Origin of the sequence: Pleurocapsa sp. PCC 7327, assembly GCF_000317025.1 — a bacterium.
GTDB lineage: Bacteria > Cyanobacteriota > Cyanobacteriia > Cyanobacteriales > Microcystaceae > Hydrococcus.
Window position 1 is genome coordinate 1331368 of record NC_019689.1, and the last position, 25500, is coordinate 1356867.

The following is a 25500-nucleotide window of genomic DNA, read 5'->3' on the forward strand; positions in this document are numbered from 1 at the left end:
CCGGGTTTGTAATGTTTCTTCATCTTTTCTCACTGTATCGTTCGAGCCGGGGCGATTGCAGTGAGGAAACCCGTAATCTTAGGCAGTGTTGTCCCTAAATAATTCCAGCACGCGGTATTGCACTCCCGTTTCAAAAATTCTGACTCCGCCGCCCTCTGCTACAGTCTGCCGCAGTGCTTCTGCATTGGTGACGGCTATCCCTGCTAGATAGTCCACCCCGAATCGAGCTAATTCTTCTAACCAGGGAACTGTCGGTCCCATCAATACGAGCTTAGCATCTTTGGCTAGCTCTGCCAGACGGGGAAAGGTTTTATTGACAATAGAAATTGCCGTCAAAAACACCCACTCCGATTCGGGTAGTAGATACTCCGATGCTGGTGCGGGGTAGTCTCGTGCGCTAGGTTGAAGTTCGATGACGCTCAGATTCATTTCTTGTTCGTAGCGTTCTAGTCCTGGATAGCGTCCGATTATCATTACTCGTTTGCCGCGAATGAGAGGTAAAAAATGCTCGAAAACAGCTAAATTAGCCGTTCCTTGCGGAGACAACGGCTGTGCTTTGGCAGGGAGGGGAGAGCGACTATTAATCGCTGCGTTAATCGCTGCCATTGCTACGGTAGCTTGATAGCTATCCCACGATCGCAACCAAGGCGCTAATTCGGCAATCGATCTATTGACTAAAGTCCCCGACCAAGGTAAGGTACGAGTTGTCGTTCCCGGACTCATGCACAAACCAATTGATTCGGTTTGGCAAAGCGTCCAGGTTAAGCCGATTAAAACTTCTCTAATTTGAGCATTCGTATTGCCGTAATCCAAGAGCAGATCGTAGATTTCTTGCGGATGTGTCATTAGTCATTATTTTGACTTATTGAGTGGCACTACAGGTTTCGGGCGAGGGGGTAGTCGCGTTTACTTCTACTTTTTCATACCCTGCCGTCGTTAGTAACTGCGCGATCGCCAATTTAGCCCGCTCGTTCGCCTCTTCCAACAAACCTTCACTACAAGCTGTAGCGACAAATTTTTCTAGCGTTTCTCGTTGCGCCATTGTCTGCAATTGCGGCGCGACATCGGGTCCCAAACTCAAAAATCCTCGGTCATAATAGTATACGCCAGAGCGATTTATATCGATTTGATTATCGAGAATTTTTGGAGGCGGCAAGCGAATTTGAATAGTATCATTGCTTACCTTAACATTTTCAGCCGTAAGATTACTTAAATCTATCCCTGCTTTCACTTCACCGCGAGCGATATAAAGCAATTTCGTCGTTCCCAGCACAAAATTTCCCAATTTGCGCTCTTGAGCCGTTGGAACTACCGTTTCAATCGCTAAAATGGCTGTTGTTAATTCGCTTGCCCCTCGAATGCGATCGACAATTAAACTAGAAATATTAATTTGAGGCGCAGGCGGTGGCGCATTTAAAAAGGCTTCGACTTCTGCCAGAAAACGATGTCCCGCACGCCACATTCCCCACAACAAGAGTAAGATTATTAGCACGATACCTCCTTTGCTCAGCAGGAGGAAATTCTTGAGTAGAAACGAGACGCGATTGACTCGATTAGCGTTTCGCGAATCGCACCGCGATTGTTTTGACGTTCTCATATTGTGGACGGGCGGACGACTATGAACAATCGTACAATCTGTTTTAAATTCGCGATCGCTAATAATCACTACTTCCTGGTTGACTGACAAATCTTTGTCCCCTCATCCCTAAATCCCTTCTCCCACAAGGGGTGAAGGGACTTCAGGTAAAAGTCCTAAGTTGAAAGCCCCTCTCCTGTTCTGGGAGAGGGGTTGGGGTGAGGGCGATTTGAGTTTTGTCACTCAACCAGCACTACTTCATACCCTTTTAGCAATCTCAAAACTGATTTGATTAATCTTTTTTGCTTTTCTATCTTCCTATTGCCTTTTTATTTTGTAACATCCAAAAGAGCAGAATTGCTCTTTTTTTCAATTAAACTGGCTACAAATAAATTTTGTTCTTGCCATCGGATTCTATCGATCGCTACCTAACATTTTCTCTTTTTTATGTTTGAGAATGGGGAACCAAATATATCTTGGGTTAGTTGTGATAATACCAAAAGTCTTTGAAGATGACGACAACTCTCATATTTGATTGGTATCGGTAAGAATGCTGCTAGTTTTTTCTATTTGAATTGTTTTGTTTAGGGGTCTCTGTTACCGATAACTGTTCATCGTCCTTTACGGTTGTTTGTCACTCTGTGAGGTTTTAGGAAAGGGTTTTGGATAAATTAGGAAATTGGTATTAACTTAATACGCCCGTCTGCGAAACAGCCTCTCTCGTCAGGCAGACAAACTATTATCGAACCGTATCAAACCATTCAACAATTCCATCTGCTAGCGTTTGCGCTAATTTCTCTTGTTCTTGTGGATTGCTAATCCAGTCAAATTCATCGGGATTGATCATAAATCCGAGTTCTAATAAAACTGAAGGTGCCATGTAAGGACGAGTTAGAGCGAGGTTATTCCAAAACACGCCATAGGACGGACGGTTGAGTTGTTTGACTAGATAATTATGGAGAAAAACTGATAAATTGTGTGCCTGGGGATGATACCAAAATATTCCCACTCCTTTGGTATTTATCGCATCGCCCCAATCTGGCAAGGCATTATAGTGAACTGAAAGTGCAATGGTTGGTTTGACTGTATCGATCGCATTGACTCTTACTTGCAAAGAGAGTTCTTTATCTTCTTCTCTTGTCATGTAAACCGTCGCACCGCGATTGATTAATTGCTGCTCTAATAGTTTTGAAACCACTAAAACAACTTCTTTTTCTGTGTAGCCATTTGGTCCGGTTGTCCCTGTTTCTGTACCGCCATGTCCGGGGTCGAGAAGGATTTTAATTCCTTGTAAAGAGGTCGGATTTTGTTTCTGGTTTTGTGGGGGATGTCGCAGAGAAAGAATGAGAGTCGTTCCCTGATATCTCAAGTCATACCCCCATTGTTGCTCCGATTTTAAATTAAAAATGTATTGAATTTGTCCCGGTGCGATTTGTTGCCAGTCTAAGCGCTTAATTATCGGGTCGTCATTGAATTTAATCGTATCGGTTTGTGCGGTTGTATTGTAAAGCGTTAAAGTCAGCGTTTTTTCTCCCTGTTGTACGCTAACGGGAACGGGAACTTGTAGGGGAAAAACAATTTCTGTCGCTCCTTCAACCTGTCGAGAATTAATGCCTCGAATAATCGATTTTGGGGGGATATTATTGGGGAGCGATCGCGTTTCTTCTCGCTTAATCCAACCGCCATAATCTAAACGCAACCATTCTCCCTCTATCCCTGTAACAGAAGCCATCGTTCCTTTGGGTAAAGGCGTTAAACGAGAATAATCGGTACTCGGACCCGTTCTAGCCACTCCCGATGGGGCAGTTATTTCTACTACTTCCAATTTGCTCGGAGAAAGAATTTCTATTCCTCCCGCACCCGGTTGAGTAATTGTTTTTCCATCTAGGCTGAGTTGAAAGATAGGATTTCCTAATTTACCGACTTTGGAAAAGGTAGAACATCCTTGATAGTTGCCTGCTTCCGATGTGGCGGGTTCGTTGCTTGAAGTTAAAACAGCAGAATTAGGCGGTAATCGAACGGTTTGTGCTTGGGCTAATAAAGGAATGGTTTGGTTATCTAATCGCACGGAAACAGTAGCGTTCGGGGGCGCGATCGCGCTAAAACAAATGAGTTCGTCGGGCAGTCTGGCAATATCTACTGCGGGGCTAAGAGAATTTTTAGCAAAGGCAATGCCAACTGGCATTTCTGGTTCGCTGGCAATCCGAGTGACTTTGACCTGGATTTCCCGATCGCGATCGCTCAAACTAAAGAGATTTTCTCCCATCTTGAGGGGAAAACTGGGTGCGAAATGTCCGCTTTTATTGCGATCGATGGGTTGACCGTTGACTAACACTTCTCTATCGGGAGAAGCAGTTCCTATCAGGAAAATCTTGTCTGAAGTCGTTTGATGATTGTTGGGAGGGTAGGCTAAATATAGCGTTGGTTCCGATTTAGCCAAGAAAGTCCCCATATTACTTACTATTATCATTATAATGACAAATGCGATCGCTCCCAAAAATCTTTTCATGCTTCGATAGAAATTATTCGGTTTAATTTAAACAAGGTATCATAAAACCAAATTCATAATTCATCATTTGTAATTCATGATTTTTTCGATTAGTTATCTAACAATATTAGAGGTAAACTATCGATGGCTTTTTATTTTTTATTCTGCCAGGATTTTGGAATTCTCTTTTGTAAAAAAACGAGCTGGCTTTTTTCTCTAAAAATGTTATCTAGCGAACCTCAAAAAGAATTTAAAAAAAGGAAACCTATAATAGTAGATAAGCAAAATTAATTTCCAGTGTAGTGTGAGAGATCCTTCGCTTACGTTCAGGACGCTTTTCGTCTTGCTCGCGAGCGTCCTGCTCGCACTAAGTGTATTTAATGCTGAATCCTTAGTAGATAGATCGCAAGCTCGACCCTTTTAACATGACCTTTGAGAGCCTACCTCAGAAATCTCCTCACGATTACCATCCCGTCATTATTCGTTTGGAAGAAGTATCTAAAGTTTATGGCAGTGGAGAAACAGCAGTCCATGCCCTCTCTAACGTAAACTTGATTATCGACCAAGGCGAATACTGCTCGATTATGGGAGCATCAGGATCGGGAAAGTCTACTTTAATGAATATTATTGGCTGTCTCGATCGCCCTACCTCTGGACGCTACTATCTCGATAACTTAGATGTTTCAAAACTGCCGGACAACGAATTAGCCAAAATTCGCAACCGAAAAATTGGTTTTGTTTTCCAACAATTTCATCTGCTGCCTCAGATGACAGCATTGGAAAATGTCATGTTACCGATGGTATATGCAGCCGTGCCCCAACAAGAAAGGCGCGATCGCGCGATAGTTGCCTTAACGCGAGTCGGGTTGGAAAATCGAATGAACAACAAACCCAATCAACTTTCCGGAGGACAACAACAACGGGTTGCGATCGCTCGTGCTATTGTCAATAATCCTCTTCTCTTGCTAGCAGACGAACCCACGGGCGCACTCGATTCGCAGACGACTCGCGAAGTCCTAGCGATTTTTAAAGAACTACATACTAGCGGGATTACTATTGTTGTAGTCACTCACGAACAAGAGGTAGCGCGTCATTCTCAGCGCATTATTTGGTTCCGCGACGGACAAGTCGTATACCCCTATCTCACTCCAGAAGAAATGCTTCAGGTGGTAGTAAGTTAACGGTTAGTGAAGCTTGAACTGGTAACGAGAATCATACTCCATAAAATGGCAAAGCTTCCGACCAATGAGGGCGCTTTTGAGCTTGCCAATCTTGATAAGCTAGTTCGAGTAAACTATCGGCAGTCGCTCCTAGCTCGGTTGGTGCGATAATTAGTTTGTAAGGAGTTTCTGACTTTTCTAGGGTTTGTTGCCATGTTTCTGGTGTCATTACCGTATCGGGTAAATAGGCAATCAAACCCGAAGGTTGCTCGCAAACGTGATAAATTCCAACATATAATTGACCTCGCGTTGCATTCATTTGCAGAGCAATTGTTTGATTGGAAGAGGAGCGATCGCGTTTTGCCCAAGCCAGCGCTGCTAAGGTAGAAATGGCAAACAAAGGAATCTCTAACTGTTGTGCTAAAGTTCGAGCAGTTACAACACCGATGCGAGTACTGGTGAAGCTTCCAGGCCCTTTTGCTACGGCAATAAATTCTAGATCTTTCCAAGTTTGAGGCTTAAGAAATTCAACGAGATATTGATGTAAATAAGTAGATAATTCTCGATCTAAATTCCAGGTTTGAGTGCGACTGTCGCCAGCAAAATTACTCAGGCTCAGTCCCAATTGAGGACTGCTAGTATGAAGAGCGAGAGCATATTTGTTGAGGTGAGAGTTTGGCATTGTGTTAATGAATTGTAGCCCGAGAAAGTTTAGCAAGCACTGTCAATAACTGTGGAAGAATCATCTGATATTGCTCAAGCCGTTGGTAATCTTGCTCGGTTGGATAGAGAATGCGATCGAGATCCATATTGTCTTTCATATCGGCAATTTTAACTTTTAAAGCAATGGGATTAGGCATGACGCGACTGAGATATGTTTCATAATCTGCTTCAGAAAGTTTCGTCAGCGCGTCAATTGCTTCAACGACAATTTCTAAAAATCCTAATTCTCTTAGATTTTCAAAGGTTAGATCGGAATCCTCCACTACATCGCGAAGCACGCCGACAATTTTCTCCTCAACATTTGCTAAATTATTCATGACGCAGATAAGATGACCGATGTAAGGTTATCCTGCTTTATCAACCTGTCCTTCGTGGGCTTTTCTAGCCAGTTCGATAGCTCGATCTAGGAGCAATTCTGAATTCATGAGCTTAAAAATGACTCGATCGCAATTAATTCTAAAATAAGGTTGCGATCGCCTATAAGGAGCGTCTATGAGCGAACAGTTTGATTACGATTTAGTGATTATTGGTGCGGGCGTCGGCGGACACGGCGCGGCGCTACACGCGGTCAAATGCGGATTGAAAACCGCAATTGTCGAAGCAAAAGACATGGGTGGAACTTGCGTCAATCGGGGATGTATCCCTTCTAAAGCCCTCCTAGCTGCATCGGGAAGAGTCAGAGAATTGCACGATACTCACCATTTAGACAGTCTTGGAATCCACGTTGGCGGTGTAACTTTCGATCGCCAAGCGATCGCCAACCATGCCATTAATCTAGTTGAAAAGATTCGCGGCGATCTCACCAACAGCCTTAAGCGTCTTAAAGTCGATACGATTCGCGGTTGGGGAAAAATTGTCGCTCCCCAAAAAGTGAGCGTCATTACCGAAAATGGCGAAAAGATCGTCACGGCTAAGGATATTATGCTGTGTCCCGGTTCGGTGCCGTTCGTACCGCCAGGAATTGAAATCGACCACAAAACCGTCTTTACTAGCGATGAAGCAGTCAGATTAGAAACCCTGCCCAAATGGGTTGCTATCATCGGCAGCGGTTATATCGGGTTAGAGTTTTCCGATATTTATACGGCGCTAGGGTGCGAAGTTACCATGATTGAAGCCCTAAATACCCTCATGCCAGGATTCGATCCGGATATTTCTAAAATAGCCAAACGGATTTTGATCGATCCCCGCGATATCGAAACCTATGTAGGAACGCTTGCTAAAACCGTAAAACCGGGTTCTCCGGTGGTTATTGAATTGGCAGATGCACAAACAAAAGAAATTATCGATGTTCTAGAAGTCGATGCTTGCTTAGTGGCAACGGGGCGCATTCCTGCCACTAAGAATTTGGGGTTAGAATCGGTAGGCGTAGAACTCGATCGCCGAGGCTATATTCCTGTAGACGATCGTATGGCAGTCTTAAGCAATGGAGAACCAATTCCCCATCTCTGGGCAGTCGGCGATGCTACGGGGAAAATGATGCTTGCCCACGCGGCATCCGGTCAAGGAGTGGTCGCCGTCGAAAATATCTGCGGTCGTCAAAAAACCATCGATTATCGCAGCATTCCTGCTGCCGCCTTCACTCATCCAGAAATTAGCTATGTGGGACTGACAGAACCAGCAGCCAAAGAATTAGGTCAACAGGAAGGATTTGAGGTAGCGTCGGTTAAAACCTACTTTAAAGGCAATTCTAAAGCCCTTGCAGAAGGCGAAACCGAGGGGATGGCAAAAGTCGTCTATCGCCAAGATACGGGCGAAGTGTTGGGCGTTCATATTATTGGCATTCACGCTTCCGATTTGATTCAAGAAGCCGCCAACGCGATCGCAGAACGTCAATCCGTCCGAAACCTCGCCTTTAACGTCCATACCCATCCTACCCTCTCTGAAGTTCTCGACGAGGCATACAAACGGGCAGAAGTAGCAGTTTAGTGAGTAGTTAGTAGTTAGTAGTTATTACTTCTCCAACTAACCACTAACTACTATTAACTTAACTATTTAGGAGAAACGAGTGCTATGGCAACGACCGCGATCGAGCTTCAGCTAGAACCAGGGCAAAAAATTACCCTGTCTCCGGTATCCTGGCAACGCTTTGAAACGATTTTAAGGGAGTTAGGAGAGAAGCGCTCGTCTCGTATTGCTTATGCAAAAGAAATTCTGGAAATTATGACTCCACTCCCAGAACACTAACGGTCAAAAGTGTTGCTGGCGGATTTAGTCAAAACCCTACTCAGAGTTCAAAAAAGACCCTGGGAACCTTTGGGTTCGACAACGTTTAAGATCGAGGAAATAGCAGCCGGAATCGAACCCGATGAGTGTTTCTATATTCAGAATTATCTAGCTGTCATCGGTCGAGAAAGACTGGATTTGTCCGTCGATCCGCCTCCCGATTTAGCGATTGAAATGGAGCTCACCTCGAAGACAGAACAAGAAGCTTATGAGGCTTTGAGAGTACCGGAGTTGTGGATTTATAGGCAGGGAAAATTAACGATTAACGTGTTGCAGGGCGATCGCTACGTTGAATCTAAGACCAGTCCTACATTTAGCAATCTTCCGCTTATCGAGTTGATTCCACAGTTTATGCAACGAGCGAAAGAAGTTGGTGTAAGTCAGGCTTTAGAAGAGTTTGAGGAATTGATTAAGGCAGCAGTTTAGTTAGTAGATAGTAGTTAGTAGTTTTTTCCATTAACCACTAACTACTAACCTCTCCCCTTTTCTGTATCTTTTTCAAAAGCACGTCTTAAAATTGCCCGAAGCGCGATCGCGCTATCCGATGGCAGAAATTTGGCAGCCAGAAGGCGCGTGGCAGTAGCTCATTCAAGAGGCAGAGAGAACATTTGGTCGCGATGAAAAATCCGCTTAAGAATTTTTTCTCTTTTACAGAAAAAAGCAGCTTACACCTATACCTTTGAGGTCTATCTTAGATAGATAGCCTCATTTATTTTTGCTCTTTATGCTAACCCATCATCGCCGACCTATCTGCCTATCTCTTTTTTCAACCGATCTCCCCATTTGTTCGACGATTGAGGCGGCAGCAACCTTATATCAGAAAGATCGACAAAGATTTCACCTGCTGTTTTACCAGTTAGATCTGCCTCAACCAGTCGATCGCTCCCTGGAAAACGGAAGGTTACTCTGGTTGGAAATTTCCCCCTATCGAGCAATTATGACGATGCAAGGAAAAGATCGGTTAGCTTATCGTCATTATTGGGAACAAGGAATTTACGGCATTAGCCGCTATTGGTTCAATGGCAGCGGCGATCGAGACGGTCAGTCTTTCCGCCTGCGTAACTATACTCGCAGTTTGCAACTAGAAGGTTCTCCTCTACCGACGCACTTGCGAGTCGAGTACGAGTTGTGGTCGCAGAATGTTCGCTTGGGGCACTATGTCTTGCACCTGGAAATTTATCATTGAAACGGTTGAAGCCAAAAAACCCGCCTAAGCGGGTTTTAAGTTTAAGTTTACCTGGTTATTTTTTCAATCAACGTAGCCGAACGACTAATCGCCGATCGGGTTCTTGACCTCGACTTTCGGTTTCTAAATCTTCGGCATCTTTGAGAAAAGTGTGAATCTGGCGGCGTTCGGCTGAGGAAAGGGATTTCATTTCTACTTCTTGTCCGGTCTGGCGCACTTTTTGGGCAACTTCCTTAGCAAGAGTCAGAAGTTCCTCTTGACGCTTGATCCGGTAGCCAACGAGTTCTACTGTAAACGCCCGTTGGTCTTCTGGTGCTAACCCCAGATTCAGTATAGTATTGGCAAGGTATTGAATCGCATCAATCCCTTCTCCTTTTTGACCGAGCAGAATTTTTATCTGTTCTGGCGTTAAATTGGTTTCATCAATAATGAGCCAGCAGGCATTTGCATCTGCCCCATAAAGTTCTCCTTGCCCAATTTTCACCTGGGTAGGAAATCCCATTAGCCGCAATAGGTTTTCTAACCACTGCTGACCTCGCTGGATTGTTTCCTCCATCATTACTGCGATCGTCCCCTCATTCTTATGACGTTTTTTCTTTCTCCTTCTTCTTAGAACGCTTTTCAAAGGGCAGTTCTTCTCGTCCTTTTTGGGCTTTTTCTTGCTGTTCTACCAGTTTTTGGAGATTTTCCGGCAAGGGTTCTCGCATTAATATTACCGTTTGCAGGGTCTGGAAGAGGTTAGCCACTACGATGTACATCAACACTCCTGCCGGAAGGGGGAAGAAGAGGAACATAGCACTGAAAATAACTGGCGTAATCTTGTTAACGGTTTGCTGTTGCTGAGCATTAGCTCCACCGCCGCCTTGGGAAGAACCGGACAGTTCTTGGTTGATATAGATACTCAACCCAAAAAAGATTATCATGCCCAAGATATCCCAGTTAATGCTGCCATCCTCTGACGTTACGCCCACGCGCCCCAGCTTTTCAATAAAGAGAAATCCGGTATTGGCAGCAATTCCCGGAATCGTTCCCTGAATGGTTGCCTCTCCAGGGGCTAGCGCTTCGATTGTTCCGTCTTCATTGATTTTGAGTCGTTCGGAGCCTTTGATGACTTGCCATTTAGGTTGAATTTGGCTTTCTGGGTAATCTGCTGCTAACTGCTCTAAGGATTTCCCTTCAATCGTTTGAAACTCAACTTTTGTCTTGTCGCCGACGGCTAATTTATTGCCACCAGGTAGCAAGGCAGCGATCGGGTAGTGTACGCCATCGCTGACATAGATATTTTGGGGTTTGGTGGCAAAAGTTTGGGGCTGAATTTGCGCAATTTGCTCTCTAGGCAAGATTTGAACGTCAACGGTATAGTTAATATCGGCAAACGGCGATCCCCGTAAAGTAGCAAATAGCGCGAAAAGAATCGGCATCTGCAACAGCAGGGGCAAGCATCCGGCTAGGGGATTGCCAAACTCCTGCATGAGTTTTCCCATTTCCTCTTGCTGTTTTGCCGGATCGTCTTTATAGCGTTTCTGGATTTGTTCTTGCCGCTCTTTCATCAGGGGCTGGGTGATGCGCATTTTTCTCATGTTGCGAATCTGCCCCGCACTGAGAGGATAGAGTCCAAGGCGAATGACTAATGTAAGCGCAATAATCGCAAAACCATAGCTGGGGACAATCCCGTAGAAAAAGTCCAGGATTGGCAGCATGATATTTGTGGAAATAAATCCGACACCAAAATCCATTCTTCTAAATTTAAGCCTTTTTGTAACGTTTCCTCTGTAATTCTGTTAGGGATTGAGATAGGAGATGGAAAAATTGTTTATTGTCTCCTTATCCCATCGTCTCTTGTTATCTTTAATCTACAATCTACGAACTGGTAATCGCTTCTACGGAGCGACCCGTTTTAGCAGCAGTTTTTTGGGCTATGTAGTCGTAGATTTCTCGAAATCGTGGCAGCGATCGCAGCTCTAGGCGGCTTTTATCTTTTAGCGTCACGACGATATCGCCCCACAATCCAATTCCGCGGGGCACTTTAACGATTTTAACGATTTCTGAATAGATGATATCGGTGCGATCGCGTCCCATCCATCCCCCGGTCACCGAGATGCGGCGATCGGTAATCCTATAGCGCAACCAAATCGACCGAACGATCGCTCCTATGGTTAGCGGCAAACAAATTACTGTAAAGCCCAGCAAGATATTGACAATTAAATCGCCAATATGAGGACCGCCTTCATAAAACGTATTCTCTCTTATGCCCATTGATAATATCGGCTTCAACTAACAACTGTTTCAATTCTCGCAAAAAATGTTCATATTTGCACTCCAATGCCTTGGGACGCACGGCGACAACTACCTTCCATCCCGGTGAAAGGTCGGGAAGTAACTCTATAAGCGCTGCCTGGATTTGCCGCTTGATGCGATTGCGAATAACAGCTTTTTTGCTGACTTTTTGGCTAACAGAAATGCCAATGCGAGTTGCCGCTGCTCGAAGTGAATTGTCTGGTTTGGTTTCCGACAACGCCAATAGACTTAAGTGAGGACTACTGTAGCGAGTCCCCTGCTGATAAATTTTCTGAAAGTCTTTCCAGTGCTTGAGCCGATGAGCTTTAGGCAATCCCACAATAACAGCCGCTTAAACTGTTAGCTGATGCCTTCCTTTTCTACGTCGGGCTTGGAGAACTTTACGACCATTTTTGGTCTTCATCCGAGCGCGGAAGCCTGAAGTTCTCTTTTGTTTGCGATTGGTACCTTCTAGCGTTCGCCGAGTCACGTAATTATTTCCTCCTTAATGCGATTCGATCGGGATTTTATCCTGAAAAAACCAGCCTCTGATTATAACATTAATTTGAAGAGAATTAAAAAGATATAAATTCAGAAGCTAGCGATCGGTTACCAGTCACTCACTGATAAGCAACCCTGAATAATAGCGATAAATTCGATTAACTTTCCGTTCCTTCAGGCATCAATCTTGTCGAGCGATTTTCCTGTTGTCCCCGACTGCCAGAAAGTCAGAAACTTATGCAACAGCTCTATTGGCGATGGGAAAGAAAAGGGAAAAGAAGTTGAAGCGGGCGTGCTGAGTTGGGCTAAACTCCAATCGCGTCTGAGATTTTTGGCACCGCGTAGATAGGAATGATGAATCTCGACTTGGCGTTTGAAGGTATTGACTTGAATTAAAACCCGAATGCAACGTTCGATACTGCCTTTGACGGACATTTGCTGTACGTCTAGTAGAGGAACATTTTCCCAGCGAGGGCGTTCTCTTGCGATCGCAGCTGGGAAAATCGCATCTAAGTCCGGCGTTGCGGTAAAAATGACGCTGATGATATCTTCTGGATCGAGTTGGTTGTGCGTTTCGATTTCGTCAAGCAGTTCCGTGACAACTTCTCTAATTGCTTCTACCGTATTTTCTGAAGCTGTCGTCGCTCCCCGAATCGCTCGCACTTTCCACTCCACTGTCATGTTCCTCCGACAATTGTTTTTAGAGTTGAAATCTTAAAAGATCTCCAAAATCTAATTTTTTCACTCATTACGGTCTATATAACCACAATGGCTGACCGCTAGTTGCCAGTTCAAATTCTAGCCAATCTATCGCCGCGCCTATCGCAGTTTTAGATTGATTTCTGCCTCCTAAAATCCGATTGAGTAGGGGTTTGGGTTCTTCAATGGTTTGATACTCGGTTTTTTCAGGATCGAGTCCGGCTAATTCGGCTGCCCAGCGGCGAGCATCTTCTTCCGTTCCCAAGCGATCGACAACTCCCAATTCTACTGCCTGCTGACCCGTAAAAATGCGACCGTCAGCAAAGTTTTTCACCGTTTCTACTGCTAATTTGCGAGCCTCGGCGACTGTTGTTACAAATTGTTGATAACTGGTGTCGATCATTTCCTGAAGGATGTTTTGCTCCTCGGCAGTTAATTGGCGATCGAAAGCCAGAATGTCTTTGTAGGGACCGGATTTAATGACTTTAAAGGAAACGCCGACTTTATCGAGCAAACGTTCTAGGTTATTGCCACGCAGAATCACGCCAATGCTGCCCGTAATCGTGCCGGGGTTTGCCATAATGTGTTCGGCTCCCATGCCTATGTAAACGCCGCCAGAGGCAGAAATATTGCCGAAGCTAGCAACGATTTTGACTTTCTCTCGCAGACGCTTGAGAGCTTCATAAATTTCCTGGGAATCGCCTACCGTACCGCCAGGCGAATCAATCCGCAACAGCAGGGCGGGAAATTTCTTTTCTTTAACGGTTTCTAAGGCTTTGAGAACTCGTTTACGGGTATCTCCCGCGATTACTCCTGTAATTTCTATCCGTGCAATTTTCTTTGTCGTTTTTGGTTTAAAGGGCCAGATCATGCGTTATTCAGAAACTATGTTGTGAGTTTGAGCTAGCTCAACGCAGCCGCCCGAATTATTTCGGACAGAAGGTTGAGATCGTTCAAAAGAAAGACCAAACTTAAGCTTGTGCCTATATATACTCTAATCTGTTCGGTTTTGTGTGGCAGATTGCGATCGCCCATCGTACACAGATCGAAGTTTGAGCGAGTTATGATTAACAAAAATATACAATTAGTTAAGATCGATTAAATAAAATTAAAAATTATTTGTTGTTCGATCGCTAACCTCATCCAACTGAGACTAATGAACCGAAAGCTCTCAAAACCCAACTTAATCGAATCGCCAATCCTATTAATTTCTCCTTTCTTTCTCTGGGGAACTGCGATGGTAGCGATGAAAGGTACCCTCGCTAATACGACGCCGCTATTCTTAGCTGGCGTGCGCTTGCTGCCAGCAGGATTGCTCGTCCTAGCCGTGGCAGCCATTTTGGGACGACCGCAACCCAAAGGCTGGAAAGCTTGGCTGTGGATCGGTTTGTTCGCTTTGCTCGACGGAGCCATGTTTCAAGGCTTTCTTGCCGAGGGGTTGGTGAGAACGGGGGCTGGTTTGGGTTCGACGATTATCGATTCTCAACCCCTAGCCGTGGCGCTGATGTCGAGTTGGTTGTTTGGAGAAGTCATCGGCTTGTGGGGTTGGCTTGGATTAGTCATCGGCATTGCAGGCATTAGCTTAATTGGGTTGCCCGACGAGTGGTTTTTGCATGGATTGCCAGTTCAATCTTTTTTCTTGTCTTTTAGCTGGCAAAATCTCTTTGATAGCGGCGAGTGGTTGATGCTGCTAGCTTCGCTGTCAATGGCAGTGGGAACGGTTAGCATTCGCTTCGTCTGTCGCCATGCCGATCCCGTAACGGCTACGGGGTGGCATATGGTGTTAGGAGGATTGCCGTTATTTTTCCTCTCTGGAATTTACGAATCGCAACAGTGGACGCAGATTAACCCAGAAGGTTGGCTAGCATTAGGATATGCAACGATCTTTGGCAGCGCGATCGCCTACGGGATCTTTTTCTTCCTCGCCTCTAAAGGCAATCTCACCAGTCTCAGTGCCCTTACTTTTCTGACTCCTGTTTTTGCCCTCTCTTTTGGCAACCTCTTTTTATCGGAAGTTCTCAGTCCCTTGCAATGGATTGGTGTTTGTTTAACCTTGATTAGCATTTATCTCATCAATCAGCGGGAGAAAATCGCTCGGCAATTGCGCTCCTGGAAACTAATACCCTCCTTTCTCAGTTCCGAAAAAGCCGAATACCGATAACTCGGTTTTGCAATTTAAATTCATTCTTTTAGATTGAGTTGACACCCATAGAACTGTCCCTATGGAATATGCCATTTCTGTCCCAACAACTTAAGGTAGAGATAGGAACCCCAAGTCAAGTCACCAATGGTACAATTCGTCTCTTCACCGGAACCTTCAGAGCAAATTAATTCTCGCATTAACCCTTGCTTGATTCGCTTGGCGTATCCGCTAGGGTGCTATGTTGTCATGCCGCTATTTTTCGGACGGATAGAAGTTATAGGACGAGAAAATGTCCCTCAAACAGGTCCCGTCCTAGTCGCACCAACCCATCGTTCTCGCTGGGATGCTCTTATTGTTCCATATGCTATTGGTCGTCTGGCCAGCGGACGCGACTTGCGGTTTATGGTTACGATTGATGAATATCACAGACCCGTACAAGGCTGGTTTATTCGACAACTGGGAGGATTTCCCATCGATACCAAACGCCCAGGAATTAGCAGCTTGCATCATAGCGTCGAGCTGCTGCGGGCGGGTGAGATGCTGGTAATTTTTCCAGAAGGCGCTCCTGGCGGTAAAATTTATCGAGGGGAAAAGGTTCATCCTATCAAACGCGGTGTTGCTCGCATTGCCCTAGAAGTAGAATTGGCTCAACCGGGCAGTGGGATTAAAATTTTACCGATCGCTATTAAGTACAGTCAGCCATATCCGAGTTGGGGAAGCAACGTCGCCGTTACGATTGGCGAACCCATCGATGTTGTCGATTACAGCAGCGCTTCAATTAAGAAAAGCTCGCAAGCGCTAACCAACGCGCTAGAATCAGCACTTAGAGAACTCTACGAAGGCACGAGTCAAGCAATACCGATGGCGACAGCATAATTCTATAGTCTATAGAACCTTCTACAATAGACTTCTGGCATAAATGTTTTTCGATCTCACGCCAAGACGCAAAGGCGCAAAGGATTAAGATAAAATCATGACTTTTGCAAGAAGCCTAATCAGTTAACGATTCCGGAAAAACTCTGCTAGCTGGTGGATTTCTACTGAAGGGGAGCGAACTTAGTTTGTCGAGGTAGAACTCGTTCTTCTCGATAAGAAGGTTGCTGCCTTCGGGTTTTTCTACATGGTGCCAGATCTAAGTTAGTTTCTAGCAACAAAACGATTCTGAAATTGGAGGAGGTTTTTCATGAGTTGCCATCTAATCTGGCTAGTGCCACTGTTGTTAGGAGTGCTGCCATTACCCGTTAAGGCATTTCCATCGGATGATGAAATTGCTGTTTTAGCCGAACGCTTCTGTCAATTAGAAAGTGCCTCTCCACAAGACTACGAGGAGGTATTTGTAGAAGAATTTAACAAATGGATTAACAGTGGCAGCGTGACGCTCGAAGAAGTAGAAGATGAGGCAAGTAATCAAGCCTTGGGAGAAGCAGTTGGCGATCGCTTGGGAGTTCATATGGCGCAGAAATGCCCGCGTAAGATTCAAGAGTTGCAAGCCCTTGGCATTTTTGACAATTAGGTGTATCGCGATCGCGTCTATAAACAGCTTTATTATTGCGCCACTGCCTCTTTCTTAACTAGTTTGGGTTCGATAGCTCGCGTAGCGCGATCGCGTTTTCCTGTCAGCACCATCCGAACCCCACTATCGGGCGCAATGGTTAAACCGCGACGCTGGGGCTTGACGGGTTTGTTGTCTGCCAAAGTCAGTTGATAGCGAGACAAAATCGTCGCCAATACTAATTTCATCTCTAACTGTGCCAAAGCATAGCCCAAACAGCGTCGATTTCCGCCCCCAAAGGGAAGATATTCATAAGGAGAATACTGCCGTTCTAAAAATCGCTCTGGTTTAAATTGTTTCGATTGAGGATAAAGGTCTTCTCGATGGTGGACGAGATAAATGCACGATGCTAGCATCGTTCCGGGGGCAAAGGAACGTCCCATAATCTCTACTGGCTTTCTGGGCAGGCGGAAAAAAGCAATGGGGACGATGGGATAAATTCGCAGCGTTTCTTGGCAGACAGCAGTCAGATAGGGAAGTTGATAAATTGCCATCGGATCTGGATTCTCTCCCAAACTATCCAGTTCTTGCAGGAGTTTTTCGCGCACCTCCGGCAACTTATGAATCCAGTAAAACGCCCACGCTAGCGCTGTAGCAGTCGTTTCATGTCCCGCTACTAATAACGTCATCATTTCATCTTTTAATTCTTCATCGCTCATCGGCTCTCCATTCTCATCGCGAGCCAACAGCATTAAACTGAGAATGTCATTACCCGGAATTTCCCTGTCAGCGCGTCTTTCATCAATCTCCGCTTGCAGCAACTCGTAAATTTCCTGCTTGCGCCGCTTCATTCGTCTCCAAGGACTCCATGCGCCCCAATCTTGCTGTAGGAATTTGAAAAATAAAATGCTCGAACGCAGGGGAGAACCCGTTAGATCGAGCATAGCTGCTAAAAGTGGCTTGAGTCGTTGGTATCTCTCGCCTTCACATAAACCGAATACGGCTTGCAAGATAACCTCTAAGGTAATATCTTGCATTGCCGAGCGAGCAATGAATGAATTTCCCTCCGTCCATTGACTGGCTATTTTTTCGCTAATCTCGCAGATGATTTGACCGTAAGCTTGCAATCTTTCTCCATGAAAAGGCGGCATTAATAACTTGCGCTGACGCTTGTGGCGATCGCCGTCGAGCAATAATAAAGAGTTATCCCCTACCAAGGGTCGTACAATGTCATTTGCAGTTCCCGAATCGAATAGTTTGGCATCGACGCTTAAAATCTCCTGAATTCCTTGAGGATTGCTGATAATCACGAAGGGAGCAAATCCTCTCAATTTTATGCTAAATACTTCTCCGTAGCGTCTCGCTCCTGCTTCTAAATAAGCTAGCGGATCTGCAATCCATTTAATTAGTTCCCACCAAGCAAAACTTTCAGGTCCGTCGGGCAGTTTACTCACGATTGTTTTTCCTCAATGCTTCTTCTAATCTAATCAGAGATTTGGTTGCAGACAACTCTATAATCGTTTGGGAAGATACAATCCGAGCAGCGCTAAAATTCAAAATGGGATCGCCAATCGCCGCTAACAGCTTGTCGATTAAACTTGTGGTTCTGTTCGTTTTGTAGGCACTTCGGGAGCGCGTTGGATTCGCTCGATCGAATAGCCTTGTTTTTCAATGTCTTGAACGAAGCGATCGCAATCGACTGGTTCTGGCGGCCGATCTATTGACCCTTCTTGTCCGGATTTTCTCATTTTTTTGAGTTTAGATTGTTTTCCCATAACTCTTTTCTTCTAATTTTTAAGGTTTATTTTCTTGACAAAAACCTCTCTTTACTATCTAGAATTTTCTAAAAATTCTCGCATATATTGATTTACTAACTGAGGCTGTTCTTGTTGTACCCAATGACTGCAATTAGGAATATACTTAATCGTTAAATTTCTTACAAATCCTTCTGTTCCATAGGTTAATTCTTTTCCTAAAGCAGCATCTTTTTCTCCCCAAATTATTAAAGTAGGAATTTTTAATGTTCCCCGTTCTTGTTGGGGATTTTGCAAGAATTCTTGGAAAAAATTTCGATAATAATTTAACATGGCTGTTAAAGCACCCCGTTTAGCCGCAGCATCTTTATAAGCTTCTAGATCGGCTGTAGTAAAGGCACTTTTATCAACTGCCATATTTCTAAAAATAGAACCAATGAGGGAATAATCATTCGCCTGTAAGACTAACTCTGGCAACCAAGGCAATTGAAAGAAAAAGACATACGAGCTTTTTAGTAATTGTTGAGGCTTGCGCAGTCCATCACTAAATTTTGCTGGATGGGGAAGATTCAGCACGATTAATTTATCAACCATTTGAGGATAAGCATGGGCAAACTTCCAAGCAATTAATCCACCCCAATCATGTCCGACTAAGATACAATTTTCGTAGCCCAATCCTTTAATTACTCCTTCTACATCTTTAAGCAATTCCGTGGTCGCATAAGCTTCTATTTCTTTGGGTTTATCACTCTCATTATACCCTCTCAAATCGAGAGCAACGACTTGATAATTTTTGGCAAATTCGGGAATTTGATGCCGCCAGGAATACCAAAATTCAGGGAAACCATGCAACATTAACATTAATTGACCTTCCCCCTGAGTAACGTAATGGAGTTTGATTCCATTCGTAGTAATAAAACCGTGTTTCCAAAATCCTTGTATTACAGACATTTAACTAATTTTCCTCTTACGAGCAAGTAGCGTTTTCTCGACAAAACCATCGGCGATCGCGCTGCTCGGAGAGGTTATCGTTATGATGCGACGAGCGATCGCACTGAAGACAGAGATGTTTATTCGATCGACCAATTGAATGGAAGACGAGAATAGATTCCTTGGGGATCGTTAAGAGTTTGGAGAGTTGTCAGCTCTTTTTTAAACTTGAGAAATTCAACCGTTAGTGGGTCGTGAGATAGTGCGGTTTTTGTTTGCTCGGTACCCAATAGCCTTGCGAGCAATTCGGCTTCAAAACTGCGCTTAGCTGGATATTCTTCTACTTCCCAATCGTCGCCGAGATTGGCTTGATTGGCAGCTTCTTGAATGGCTGCGTCTATGCCGCCAATTTGGTCTACTAAACCAATTTTTTTGGCATCTTCTCCCGACCAAACCCGTCCCTGAGCAATTTGGGCGACTCTCTCTTTGGGCATGTTGCGAGACTTGGCTACTTTGTCGAGAAACATTTCATAGATTTGGTTAACAGAGCGCTGAAGAATGGCTAACTCCTCTTTGGTTTTTGGACGAGTTGCCGTACCTAGATCGGCTAGACGGGCAGTTTTGACGACATCCCAGCTAATGCCATTGTTGTTGGCAATTTCTTGCAAGTTAAACAAAAGACCAAAAACGCCAATAGAACCCGTAATCGTGCTTCCTTCAGCAAAAATCCGATTGCCGCCAGTAGCTATCCAGTAGCCGCCAGAAGCCGCTACATCTCCCATAGAAACGATAACGGGTTTTTGCTCGCGCAGCAGTTGAACTTCGCGTAGAATAATTTCGGAAGCGGTAGCACTGCCTCCCGGACTATTGATTCGCAAGACGACAGCTTTGACATCCTCGTTTTGTTTAAGTTTGCGCAATTCTTTGGCAAAGCGATCGCCCCCAATTTCTTGTATGGCTCCTTGACCGCTAACAATCGCTCCTTCTGCATAGAGAACGGCAATTTTATTGCGAGAAGATTTCTTTTGGGCTTCTGTGACATTAGCGCCTGCATAAGCTGGCAAATCTATCTGACGAAAGGTTTTTAACCCTTCTTCTTTCTCTTCGCCAGTCATTTGTTTGAGGTCTTCTAGGACGTTATCGAAATAGGCAACGCGATCGATCAGTCCTGCCGTGCGAGCCTCTTCTGGGTCTAAAATCCCTTTCGTGTCGGCAAATTGCTGTAACTTTTGCGCGGGGACTTTTCGACTTTTCTCGACAGTATTGAGAAAGTCCCCCCAAAGATCGTCGAGTAGAGCTTTGATTTGTTGTCGATTTTCTGGACTGAGATTTGGTCTAGTGTAGGGTTCCACGGCTGATTTGTAACTGCCGACTCGAACCACCTGCACGCCAATCCCATATTTTTTAAAGGCATCGGCTAAAAATAGCGGTTGCGAATTCAATCCGTTAACTTCGATCGCTCCCATGGGATTGAGAATACTGGTATCGGCAACTGAGGTTAAATAATACTCTTGCTCGCTGACATCTACGTCGTAAGCAATAATTTTTTTGCCGGCAGCGCGGAAACGCTCCAAAGCCATGCGGACTTCTTTGAGGGTAGCATAGCCATTACTGGTGCCCGCCTTTCTCCCATCTAGGAAAATCGCCACAATTCGTCGATCTTTCCTTGCTTTGTCGATCGCGTCGAGGACTTGGCGCAGCGTTACAGTGGGCGTTGGTTCTTCTGAAAGAACTTGAGAGAGGGTAGACGGAGGCTGAGTATCGCTAATCTGGGTTGATAGGTCAAAAACCAGAACCGTTTTATCTTTAACCGTCGGTCCGCTCTCTGTTAGGACGGCTGCAATTAATAGTAAAACTAATCCGCTCGTCCCAAGAACAAAAAAAAGAATCAGTCCGGCAAAACTGCCGATTAGACTAGCATAGATTTGTTTGAGAAATTGACCCATTTGAATTATGAATTCTGACAGTTGAATTCTGAAAGATTATTCTTATGCTAACTTTTGTAGGGCATTGGCTCGTTTTAGCGCTCTCAGATTGGCATTGCCCGTACAGAATAGCACAGTGGTTATCTCTGCCATCAGCAGTTGCACGGTTTCGTGAAGGCTCTCTATTGATTGAGACGCTGCTTGCAAAAAGGGTAGGGCTAAACCTGCAATGTCTGCCCCCAGCGCGATCGCTTTAGCTGCTTCCAGACCGTTACGCAGTCCCCCAGAGGCAATCAGGGGAATGGTCGGGTAATGCTGGCGGATATCGACGATGCATTCTGCGGTCGGAATGCCCCAATCGGCAAAGGTTCTTCCCAATTCTCGCTGTAGGGGCTTCTCGGCACGTTCGCTTTCCACTTTCGCCCAAGAAGTGCCGCCTGCCCCAGCGACATCGATCGCGCTCACGCCCGCCTCGATCAACTTTTGCGCCATTTTCGCCGAGATCCCGTTTCCAACTTCTTTGGCAATTATGGGCACTGATATTTTTGAGCATAAAGTGTTAATTTTGTCAAGAATACCTTTGAAATTCGTATCTCCTTTAGATTGAATGCACTCTTGTAGGGGATTGAGATGCAAAATGAGGGCATCTGCCGCTAAAAAATCGACCACCTGCAAGCATTGCTCTAAACCGTAAGTATAGTTGAGTTGTACGGCTCCGAGATTGGCAAACAGAAGGATGTCGGGAGCGAGCGATCGCACGGCAAAGGTATCGGCGACTTCTGGTTTTTCCAGGGCGATTCGCTGGGAACCGACTCCCATCGCCAACTTATAAATCTGAGCGATTTGAGCAAGTCGATAGTTGATCGTTTTTGCCTGCTCGGTTCCTCCCGTCATGGACGAAATTAGCAGCGGTGCGCCCAGCGACTTGCCCAAAAAGGTCGTCGTAATATCGATCTCGCTCAGATTTAACTCTGGCAAACAACAGTGGGTAAAGCGATAGCGTTCAAATCCATTGGTAATCCGGCAAGCTTGAACGTCTTCTTCCAGACAAATCCGCAAGTGATCGGCTTTGCGCGTCTGGGTGTTACTCATAGCAGTTATCGGTTATCGGGGATCAGTTATCAATTATCAGCGAATGGGGAACCAGCAACCAAGTTTTTTTAAAGCCAACGATAATGCGATCGCGCTTTGGTAAGAATCCGATGACACGAGTTTCGACCCACAGTAAGAAGACAGGCTTGATTGGAATAATTAATACTAGGCACAAACCCTTCATTAAGGAATTTCATGTGTCACAATTGTTAGCGTTATTAACAAAATAGTGAAGCGACATAAAGTAGGCATTACATAATGGAATGGCTTTATCAATATGCCTGGTTGATTCCCCTCCTCCCCTTAGTAGGAGCGATGGTGGTCGGATCGGGTCTAATCTCTCTAAATCAAGCTACCAATCGTCTCCGGCGAGTTAATTCCGTATTCGTCGTCTCCTTGCTCGGAGCGAGCATGGTACTATCCTTTGCCTTACTGTGGAGCCAAATTCACGGTCACGCCGATTATAGCCGCTCTATTGAATGGGCAGCAGCAGGAAACTTCCATCTCTCGATGGGATATGTTATCGACCATCTCAGTTCCCTCATGCTAGTCATCGTGACCACGGTTGCCTTTCTGGTGATGGTTTATACCGATGGTTACATGGCTCACGATCCGGGTTATGTACGCTTCTATGCTTATTTGAGCCTTTTCGCCTCCTCGATGCTGGGGCTGGTGATTAGTCCCAACCTAGTACAGATTTACATCTTCTGGGAACTGGTTGGCATGTGTTCCTACCTTCTGGTCGGTTTCTGGTACGATCGCCAATCAGCTGCCGATGCTGCTCAAAAAGCTTTTGTCGTCAACCGCGTTGGCGACTTCGGCTTATTGTTAGGAATCCTCGGTTTGTACTGGGCAACGAGCAGCTTTGACTTTGGCGTCATCGGAGAACGCTTAGAAGGATTAGTGTCCTCTGGCGCGTTAGGGTCTGGTTTAGCAGCTCTGTTTGCCATACTGGTCTTTTTAGGACCCGTGGCTAAGTCGGCTCAATTTCCTCTCCACGTCTGGCTGCCGGACGCGATGGAAGGTCCTACGCCCATCTCTGCCCTCATCCATGCCGCTACGATGGTAGCTGCTGGGGTCTTTTTGATCGCTCGCATGTATCCGGTGTTTGAGCCGATTCCTGCCGCAATGAACGTCATTGCTTGGACGGGGGCATTCACTGCCTTCTTGGGAGCAACCATCGCCCTTACCCAGAATGACATTAAAAAAGGCTTGGCTTATTCCACCATTTCCCAGTTGGGTTACATGGTCATGGCAATGGGATTTGGGGCTTATACGGCAGGTTTATTTCACCTGATGACCCACGCCTATTTCAAAGCGATGCTGTTCCTCTGTTCTGGTTCTGTTATTCACGGAATGGAAGGAGTTGTCGGGCACGATCCCGTTTTGGCGCAAGATATGCGCCTGATGGGCGGCTTGCGCAAGTATATGCCCATTACAGCTCTTACTTTTCTGATTGGAACGCTGGCGATTTGCGGCATTCCGCCATTTGCTGGATTCTGGTCGAAGGATGAAATCCTCGGACTTGCCTTTAACGCCAATCCGTTTTTGTGGTTTATTGGCTGGTTTACGGCAGGGCTGACGGCGTTTTATATGTTCCGCATGTACTTTATGACCTTTGAAGGCGGATTTCGTGGCAACGATACGTCTATCAAGCAAAAACTTTTAGCTGCCGCAGGCGTGGCAACCCCTGCTTTCGGTCCTGGGGCGATGGATGTCAAGGAATTGGAACACGAAGCTCGCGGATCTCATTCTCACGGTCATAGCACAACCCCCCACGAGTCTCCCATAACGATGACACTGCCTCTGGTGCTTCTAGCAGTTCCATCCGTTTTGGTTGGCTTGGTTGGTAAACCTTGGGATAATGTTTTCGAGGAATTTATTCATGCCCCCGGCGAAGCACTAGAAAAAGTTACTCACTTCGACTGGACTGAATTCTATATTATGGCAGGCAGTTCTGTCGGGATCGCTCTAATTGGCGTCACTATCGCCTCGCTAATGTATCTCCAGAAGAAAATCGATCCAGCCGCGATCGCTAAGAAATATCCCACTCTCTATCAATTCTCTCTCAATAAGTGGTATTTCGATGACATTTACGATCGCGTTTTCGTGCAAGGATGTCGTCGTCTTGCCCGACAAATCATGGAAGTGGACTACCGCGTCATCGACGGTGCGGTCAACTTAACGGGTTTAGCTACCATCCTCAGTGGAGAAGGATTGAAATACCTAGAAAACGGTCGCGCCCAATTCTATGCCCTAATCATTTTTGCAGCTGTTTTGGGCTTTGTCATTTTGTTTAGTGTTGTCTAAAGTTGTGAGCGACGCTAGCAATTGCGGGGGCAAAGACAAAATGCCCCCGTTATTTTTTGTCCTTTGTCCTTTGTCATATCAAATCCGTTTAATTAGCCATAATATATAGTGCGTTCGCATAGCGTGTGCGTAAGCGCATACGTCCCGCTCGCGAGCAGGATGCTAGCACTACATAGGTATTGCGGTTGTTTAACCGGATTTAATATCACTTGTCAAAAGTCCTTTTCTTTTTACCCTTTTCCCAAGCGAAGCTTTTATCCCCCGTTCGCGATCGCGGGCGATGAGTTTACCATCGTTTAAACATTGGCTCGGTCAAAAACTATCGTAATGTAATAAGATCTGACAAATTACCGAACGAACCTCTATGTGGATAGTCTGCAAGCAAGTCGGTCTATTTACGCATTATTTGACTCCATCTGGCACCTTTCAACCTGGATTAGAGAGAGCCAGCAAATTCGTCTCTCAACAAATGGCAGAGATAATGGCTAAAAAACACGGAGGAGTTGTCTGTCAGTTAAATTAAGTAAAGTCTTTCTTGAAGATGGGTTTTTTTGTTCGAGCTGCTTGACTCGCTTTTCTAATTCTGCTACTCGCTTTCTCAATTCAATCGTCAAATTAGCCAACCGTTCAAACAAGGGGTCGCTGCGTCCGACAATTCTTCCATCAATAGCTTGTGGGGGAATAATCTGACTGGGTTGAAAGGGAGCGCTTGGTCGAATCGTTCGCACGCCCATTCGCCTAGAAGATTCGATTTCCAAGTTATTTATACGCCTTTTAAGATCTTGAATTTCCGAGCGAACGGTGGTATCGGATTGAGCTAAAACCCTCTGAGAGCTAATAAAGGGAATGGCAATCCCAATAGATAACGCAACAAGTAAAATCAGCGAGAATTTGACAATCGATCGACCCAGCCAAGAAGATCTTTTCATAGTTTTAGCCAGAAGAAATTGAGCGGCGATCGCTCTATTTATTTTCCAGCTTAGCTATTTACTTAGAAACCATGTCTTCCTGCTTTTGGCAG

At 45.2% G+C, this 25500-nt stretch carries 24 protein-coding genes and 2 pseudogenes; 8 read left to right on the plus strand and 18 right to left on the minus strand.

Going from position 1 to position 25500, the window contains the following annotated elements:
* Positions 1 to 78: 78 nt before the first annotated feature.
* The 3 genes from PLE7327_RS05960 to PLE7327_RS05970 form a co-directional block, all read right to left on the minus strand.
* On the minus strand, positions 79 to 846 hold the full coding sequence (locus PLE7327_RS05960) for a DUF364 domain-containing protein (protein WP_015142957.1): 768 nt from the start codon (positions 844 to 846) through the stop codon (positions 79 to 81).
* A gap of 16 nt (positions 847 to 862) precedes the next feature.
* Complete coding sequence (locus tag PLE7327_RS05965; RefSeq protein WP_254658100.1) at positions 863 to 1687, minus strand: DUF4230 domain-containing protein; 825 nt, start codon at positions 1685 to 1687, stop codon at positions 863 to 865.
* A 628-nt stretch (positions 1688 to 2315) separates the two neighbouring features.
* Positions 2316 to 4085 (minus strand): N-acetylmuramoyl-L-alanine amidase, encoded by a 1770-nt coding sequence (locus PLE7327_RS05970; protein ID WP_015142959.1) that lies wholly within the window; start codon positions 4083 to 4085, stop codon positions 2316 to 2318.
* Between the two features lie 404 nt (positions 4086 to 4489).
* Between PLE7327_RS05970 and PLE7327_RS05975 the strand changes: the two genes are divergently transcribed.
* On the plus strand, positions 4490 to 5245 hold the full coding sequence (locus PLE7327_RS05975) for an ABC transporter ATP-binding protein (protein ID WP_015142961.1): 756 nt from the start codon (positions 4490 to 4492) through the stop codon (positions 5243 to 5245).
* Positions 5246 to 5276: 31 nt separating this feature from the next.
* Here PLE7327_RS05975 and tsaB read toward each other — a convergent pair whose 3' ends face one another.
* Both tsaB and PLE7327_RS05985 read right to left on the minus strand, forming a co-directional pair.
* Positions 5277 to 5906 carry a tRNA (adenosine(37)-N6)-threonylcarbamoyltransferase complex dimerization subunit type 1 TsaB gene (gene tsaB, locus PLE7327_RS05980; protein ID WP_015142962.1) on the minus strand — a complete coding sequence of 210 codons (630 nt, stop codon included), beginning with the start codon at positions 5904 to 5906 and terminating at the stop codon, positions 5277 to 5279.
* A gap of 4 nt (positions 5907 to 5910) precedes the next feature.
* Positions 5911 to 6264: a hypothetical protein gene (locus PLE7327_RS05985; protein ID WP_217523336.1), complete on the minus strand. Its 354-nt coding sequence runs from the start codon at positions 6262 to 6264 to the stop codon at positions 5911 to 5913.
* A gap of 175 nt (positions 6265 to 6439) precedes the next feature.
* Between PLE7327_RS05985 and lpdA the strand changes: the two genes are divergently transcribed.
* From lpdA to PLE7327_RS06000, 3 genes and pseudogenes are all read left to right on the plus strand, one after another.
* Complete coding sequence (gene lpdA, locus PLE7327_RS05990) at positions 6440 to 7873, plus strand: dihydrolipoyl dehydrogenase (protein WP_015142963.1); 1434 nt, start codon at positions 6440 to 6442, stop codon at positions 7871 to 7873.
* Between the two features lie 84 nt (positions 7874 to 7957).
* Positions 7958 to 8596 (plus strand): annotated as a pseudogene (locus PLE7327_RS05995) (Uma2 family endonuclease).
* A 298-nt stretch (positions 8597 to 8894) separates the two neighbouring features.
* Positions 8895 to 9356, plus strand: a complete 462-nt coding sequence (locus tag PLE7327_RS06000; RefSeq protein ID WP_015142964.1) for a hypothetical protein — start codon at positions 8895 to 8897, stop codon at positions 9354 to 9356.
* A 67-nt stretch (positions 9357 to 9423) separates the two neighbouring features.
* On the opposite strand, the gene PLE7327_RS06005 is transcribed toward PLE7327_RS06000, so the two are convergent.
* From PLE7327_RS06005 to sppA (PLE7327_RS06030), 7 genes and pseudogenes are all read right to left on the minus strand, one after another.
* Complete coding sequence (locus PLE7327_RS06005) at positions 9424 to 9915, minus strand: R3H domain-containing nucleic acid-binding protein (protein ID WP_015142965.1); 492 nt, start codon at positions 9913 to 9915, stop codon at positions 9424 to 9426.
* Positions 9916 to 9937: 22 nt separating this feature from the next.
* Positions 9938 to 11092: a membrane protein insertase YidC gene (gene yidC / locus PLE7327_RS06010; protein ID WP_015142966.1), complete on the minus strand. Its 1155-nt coding sequence runs from the start codon at positions 11090 to 11092 to the stop codon at positions 9938 to 9940.
* A gap of 124 nt (positions 11093 to 11216) precedes the next feature.
* Positions 11217 to 11612: a PH domain-containing protein gene (locus tag PLE7327_RS06015; protein ID WP_015142967.1), complete on the minus strand. Its 396-nt coding sequence runs from the start codon at positions 11610 to 11612 to the stop codon at positions 11217 to 11219.
* Positions 11584 to 11973: a ribonuclease P protein component gene (rnpA, locus tag PLE7327_RS06020; RefSeq protein ID WP_015142968.1), complete on the minus strand. Its 390-nt coding sequence runs from the start codon at positions 11971 to 11973 to the stop codon at positions 11584 to 11586. Before rnpA ends, PLE7327_RS06015 begins: the two co-directional genes overlap by 29 nt.
* A gap of 12 nt (positions 11974 to 11985) precedes the next feature.
* On the minus strand, positions 11986 to 12123 hold the full coding sequence (gene rpmH / locus PLE7327_RS23165) for a 50S ribosomal protein L34 (RefSeq protein ID WP_015142969.1): 138 nt from the start codon (positions 12121 to 12123) through the stop codon (positions 11986 to 11988).
* 305 nt (positions 12124 to 12428) lie between these two features.
* Positions 12429 to 12809: pseudogene (gene aroH, locus PLE7327_RS06025) on the minus strand (chorismate mutase); the annotation flags it as partial.
* Between the two features lie 73 nt (positions 12810 to 12882).
* Positions 12883 to 13704 (minus strand): signal peptide peptidase SppA, encoded by an 822-nt coding sequence (gene sppA, locus PLE7327_RS06030; RefSeq protein WP_015142971.1) that lies wholly within the window; start codon positions 13702 to 13704, stop codon positions 12883 to 12885.
* 285 nt (positions 13705 to 13989) lie between these two features.
* Here sppA (PLE7327_RS06030) and PLE7327_RS06035 point away from each other — a divergent pair, with 285 nt between their 5' ends.
* The 3 genes from PLE7327_RS06035 (at position 13990) to PLE7327_RS06045 (ending at position 16489) form a co-directional block, all read left to right on the plus strand.
* Entirely contained in the window at positions 13990 to 14994 is a 1005-nt protein-coding gene (locus PLE7327_RS06035) for a DMT family transporter (protein WP_015142972.1), read from the plus strand.
* 126 nt (positions 14995 to 15120) lie between these two features.
* On the plus strand, positions 15121 to 15852 hold the full coding sequence (locus tag PLE7327_RS06040; RefSeq protein WP_015142973.1) for a 1-acyl-sn-glycerol-3-phosphate acyltransferase: 732 nt from the start codon (positions 15121 to 15123) through the stop codon (positions 15850 to 15852).
* 307 nt (positions 15853 to 16159) lie between these two features.
* Positions 16160 to 16489, plus strand: a complete 330-nt coding sequence (locus PLE7327_RS06045; RefSeq protein WP_015142974.1) for a hypothetical protein — start codon at positions 16160 to 16162, stop codon at positions 16487 to 16489.
* A 32-nt stretch (positions 16490 to 16521) separates the two neighbouring features.
* Here PLE7327_RS06045 and PLE7327_RS06050 read toward each other — a convergent pair whose 3' ends face one another.
* The 5 genes from PLE7327_RS06050 to fni all read right to left on the minus strand — a co-directional run bounded on the left by PLE7327_RS06050 (position 16522) and on the right by fni (position 22169).
* Positions 16522 to 17925, minus strand: coding sequence for a cytochrome P450 (locus PLE7327_RS06050; RefSeq protein ID WP_051036390.1), 1404 nt, complete (start codon positions 17923 to 17925; stop codon positions 16522 to 16524).
* A 135-nt stretch (positions 17926 to 18060) separates the two neighbouring features.
* Positions 18061 to 18243 carry a hypothetical protein gene (locus tag PLE7327_RS06055; protein ID WP_015142976.1) on the minus strand — a complete coding sequence of 61 codons (183 nt, stop codon included), beginning with the start codon at positions 18241 to 18243 and terminating at the stop codon, positions 18061 to 18063.
* A gap of 54 nt (positions 18244 to 18297) precedes the next feature.
* On the minus strand, positions 18298 to 19173 hold the full coding sequence (locus PLE7327_RS06060; RefSeq protein ID WP_015142977.1) for an alpha/beta fold hydrolase: 876 nt from the start codon (positions 19171 to 19173) through the stop codon (positions 18298 to 18300).
* Positions 19174 to 19292: 119 nt separating this feature from the next.
* On the minus strand, positions 19293 to 21098 hold the full coding sequence (gene sppA, locus PLE7327_RS06065; RefSeq protein WP_015142978.1) for a signal peptide peptidase SppA: 1806 nt from the start codon (positions 21096 to 21098) through the stop codon (positions 19293 to 19295).
* A gap of 42 nt (positions 21099 to 21140) precedes the next feature.
* The gene (gene fni, locus PLE7327_RS06070) at positions 21141 to 22169 is read right to left on the minus strand and encodes a type 2 isopentenyl-diphosphate Delta-isomerase (RefSeq protein ID WP_015142979.1); all 1029 of its coding nucleotides are present in this window, start codon (positions 22167 to 22169) and stop codon (positions 21141 to 21143) included.
* Between the two features lie 258 nt (positions 22170 to 22427).
* Between fni and PLE7327_RS06075 the strand changes: the two genes are divergently transcribed.
* A complete protein-coding gene (locus tag PLE7327_RS06075) occupies positions 22428 to 24479 on the plus strand; it encodes an NAD(P)H-quinone oxidoreductase subunit 5 (protein ID WP_015142981.1) in 2052 nt (683 codons plus the stop codon).
* A 485-nt stretch (positions 24480 to 24964) separates the two neighbouring features.
* Here PLE7327_RS06075 and PLE7327_RS06080 read toward each other — a convergent pair whose 3' ends face one another.
* Positions 24965 to 25408, minus strand: a complete 444-nt coding sequence (locus PLE7327_RS06080) for a hypothetical protein (protein ID WP_015142983.1) — start codon at positions 25406 to 25408, stop codon at positions 24965 to 24967.
* Positions 25409 to 25500: the final 92 nt, after the last annotated feature.

Bases quoted from the DNA above. Each gene is read 5' to 3' on its own strand.
- PLE7327_RS05985 (WP_217523336.1), bottom strand. From the start codon at position 6,264: ATGAATAATTTAGCAAATGTTGAGGAGAAAATTGTCGGCGTGCTTCGC.
- PLE7327_RS06045 (WP_015142974.1), top strand. From the start codon at position 16,160: ATGAGTTGCCATCTAATCTGGCTAGTGCCACTGTTGTTAGGAGTGCTG.
- PLE7327_RS05970 (WP_015142959.1), bottom strand. From the start codon at position 4,085: ATGAAAAGATTTTTGGGAGCGATCGCATTTGTCATTATAATGATAATA.
- PLE7327_RS06075 (WP_015142981.1), top strand. From the start codon at position 22,428: ATGGAATGGCTTTATCAATATGCCTGGTTGATTCCCCTCCTCCCCTTA.
- PLE7327_RS06000 (WP_015142964.1), top strand. From the start codon at position 8,895: ATGCTAACCCATCATCGCCGACCTATCTGCCTATCTCTTTTTTCAACC.
- lpdA (WP_015142963.1), top strand. From the start codon at position 6,440: ATGAGCGAACAGTTTGATTACGATTTAGTGATTATTGGTGCGGGCGTC.
- fni (WP_015142979.1), bottom strand. From the start codon at position 22,169: ATGAGTAACACCCAGACGCGCAAAGCCGATCACTTGCGGATTTGTCTG.
- PLE7327_RS06005 (WP_015142965.1), bottom strand. From the start codon at position 9,915: ATGATGGAGGAAACAATCCAGCGAGGTCAGCAGTGGTTAGAAAACCTA.
- PLE7327_RS06080 (WP_015142983.1), bottom strand. From the start codon at position 25,408: ATGAAAAGATCTTCTTGGCTGGGTCGATCGATTGTCAAATTCTCGCTG.
- sppA (WP_015142978.1), bottom strand. From the start codon at position 21,098: ATGGGTCAATTTCTCAAACAAATCTATGCTAGTCTAATCGGCAGTTTT.
- PLE7327_RS06015 (WP_015142967.1), bottom strand. From the start codon at position 11,612: ATGGGCATAAGAGAGAATACGTTTTATGAAGGCGGTCCTCATATTGGC.
- sppA (WP_015142971.1), bottom strand. From the start codon at position 13,704: ATGATCTGGCCCTTTAAACCAAAAACGACAAAGAAAATTGCACGGATA.
- PLE7327_RS05975 (WP_015142961.1), top strand. From the start codon at position 4,490: ATGACCTTTGAGAGCCTACCTCAGAAATCTCCTCACGATTACCATCCC.
- PLE7327_RS06060 (WP_015142977.1), bottom strand. From the start codon at position 19,173: ATGTCTGTAATACAAGGATTTTGGAAACACGGTTTTATTACTACGAAT.
- PLE7327_RS06055 (WP_015142976.1), bottom strand. From the start codon at position 18,243: ATGGGAAAACAATCTAAACTCAAAAAAATGAGAAAATCCGGACAAGAA.
- PLE7327_RS06040 (WP_015142973.1), top strand. From the start codon at position 15,121: ATGGTACAATTCGTCTCTTCACCGGAACCTTCAGAGCAAATTAATTCT.
- PLE7327_RS05960 (WP_015142957.1), bottom strand. From the start codon at position 846: ATGACACATCCGCAAGAAATCTACGATCTGCTCTTGGATTACGGCAAT.
- tsaB (WP_015142962.1), bottom strand. From the start codon at position 5,906: ATGCCAAACTCTCACCTCAACAAATATGCTCTCGCTCTTCATACTAGC.
- yidC (WP_015142966.1), bottom strand. From the start codon at position 11,092: ATGGATTTTGGTGTCGGATTTATTTCCACAAATATCATGCTGCCAATC.
- PLE7327_RS06035 (WP_015142972.1), top strand. From the start codon at position 13,990: ATGAACCGAAAGCTCTCAAAACCCAACTTAATCGAATCGCCAATCCTA.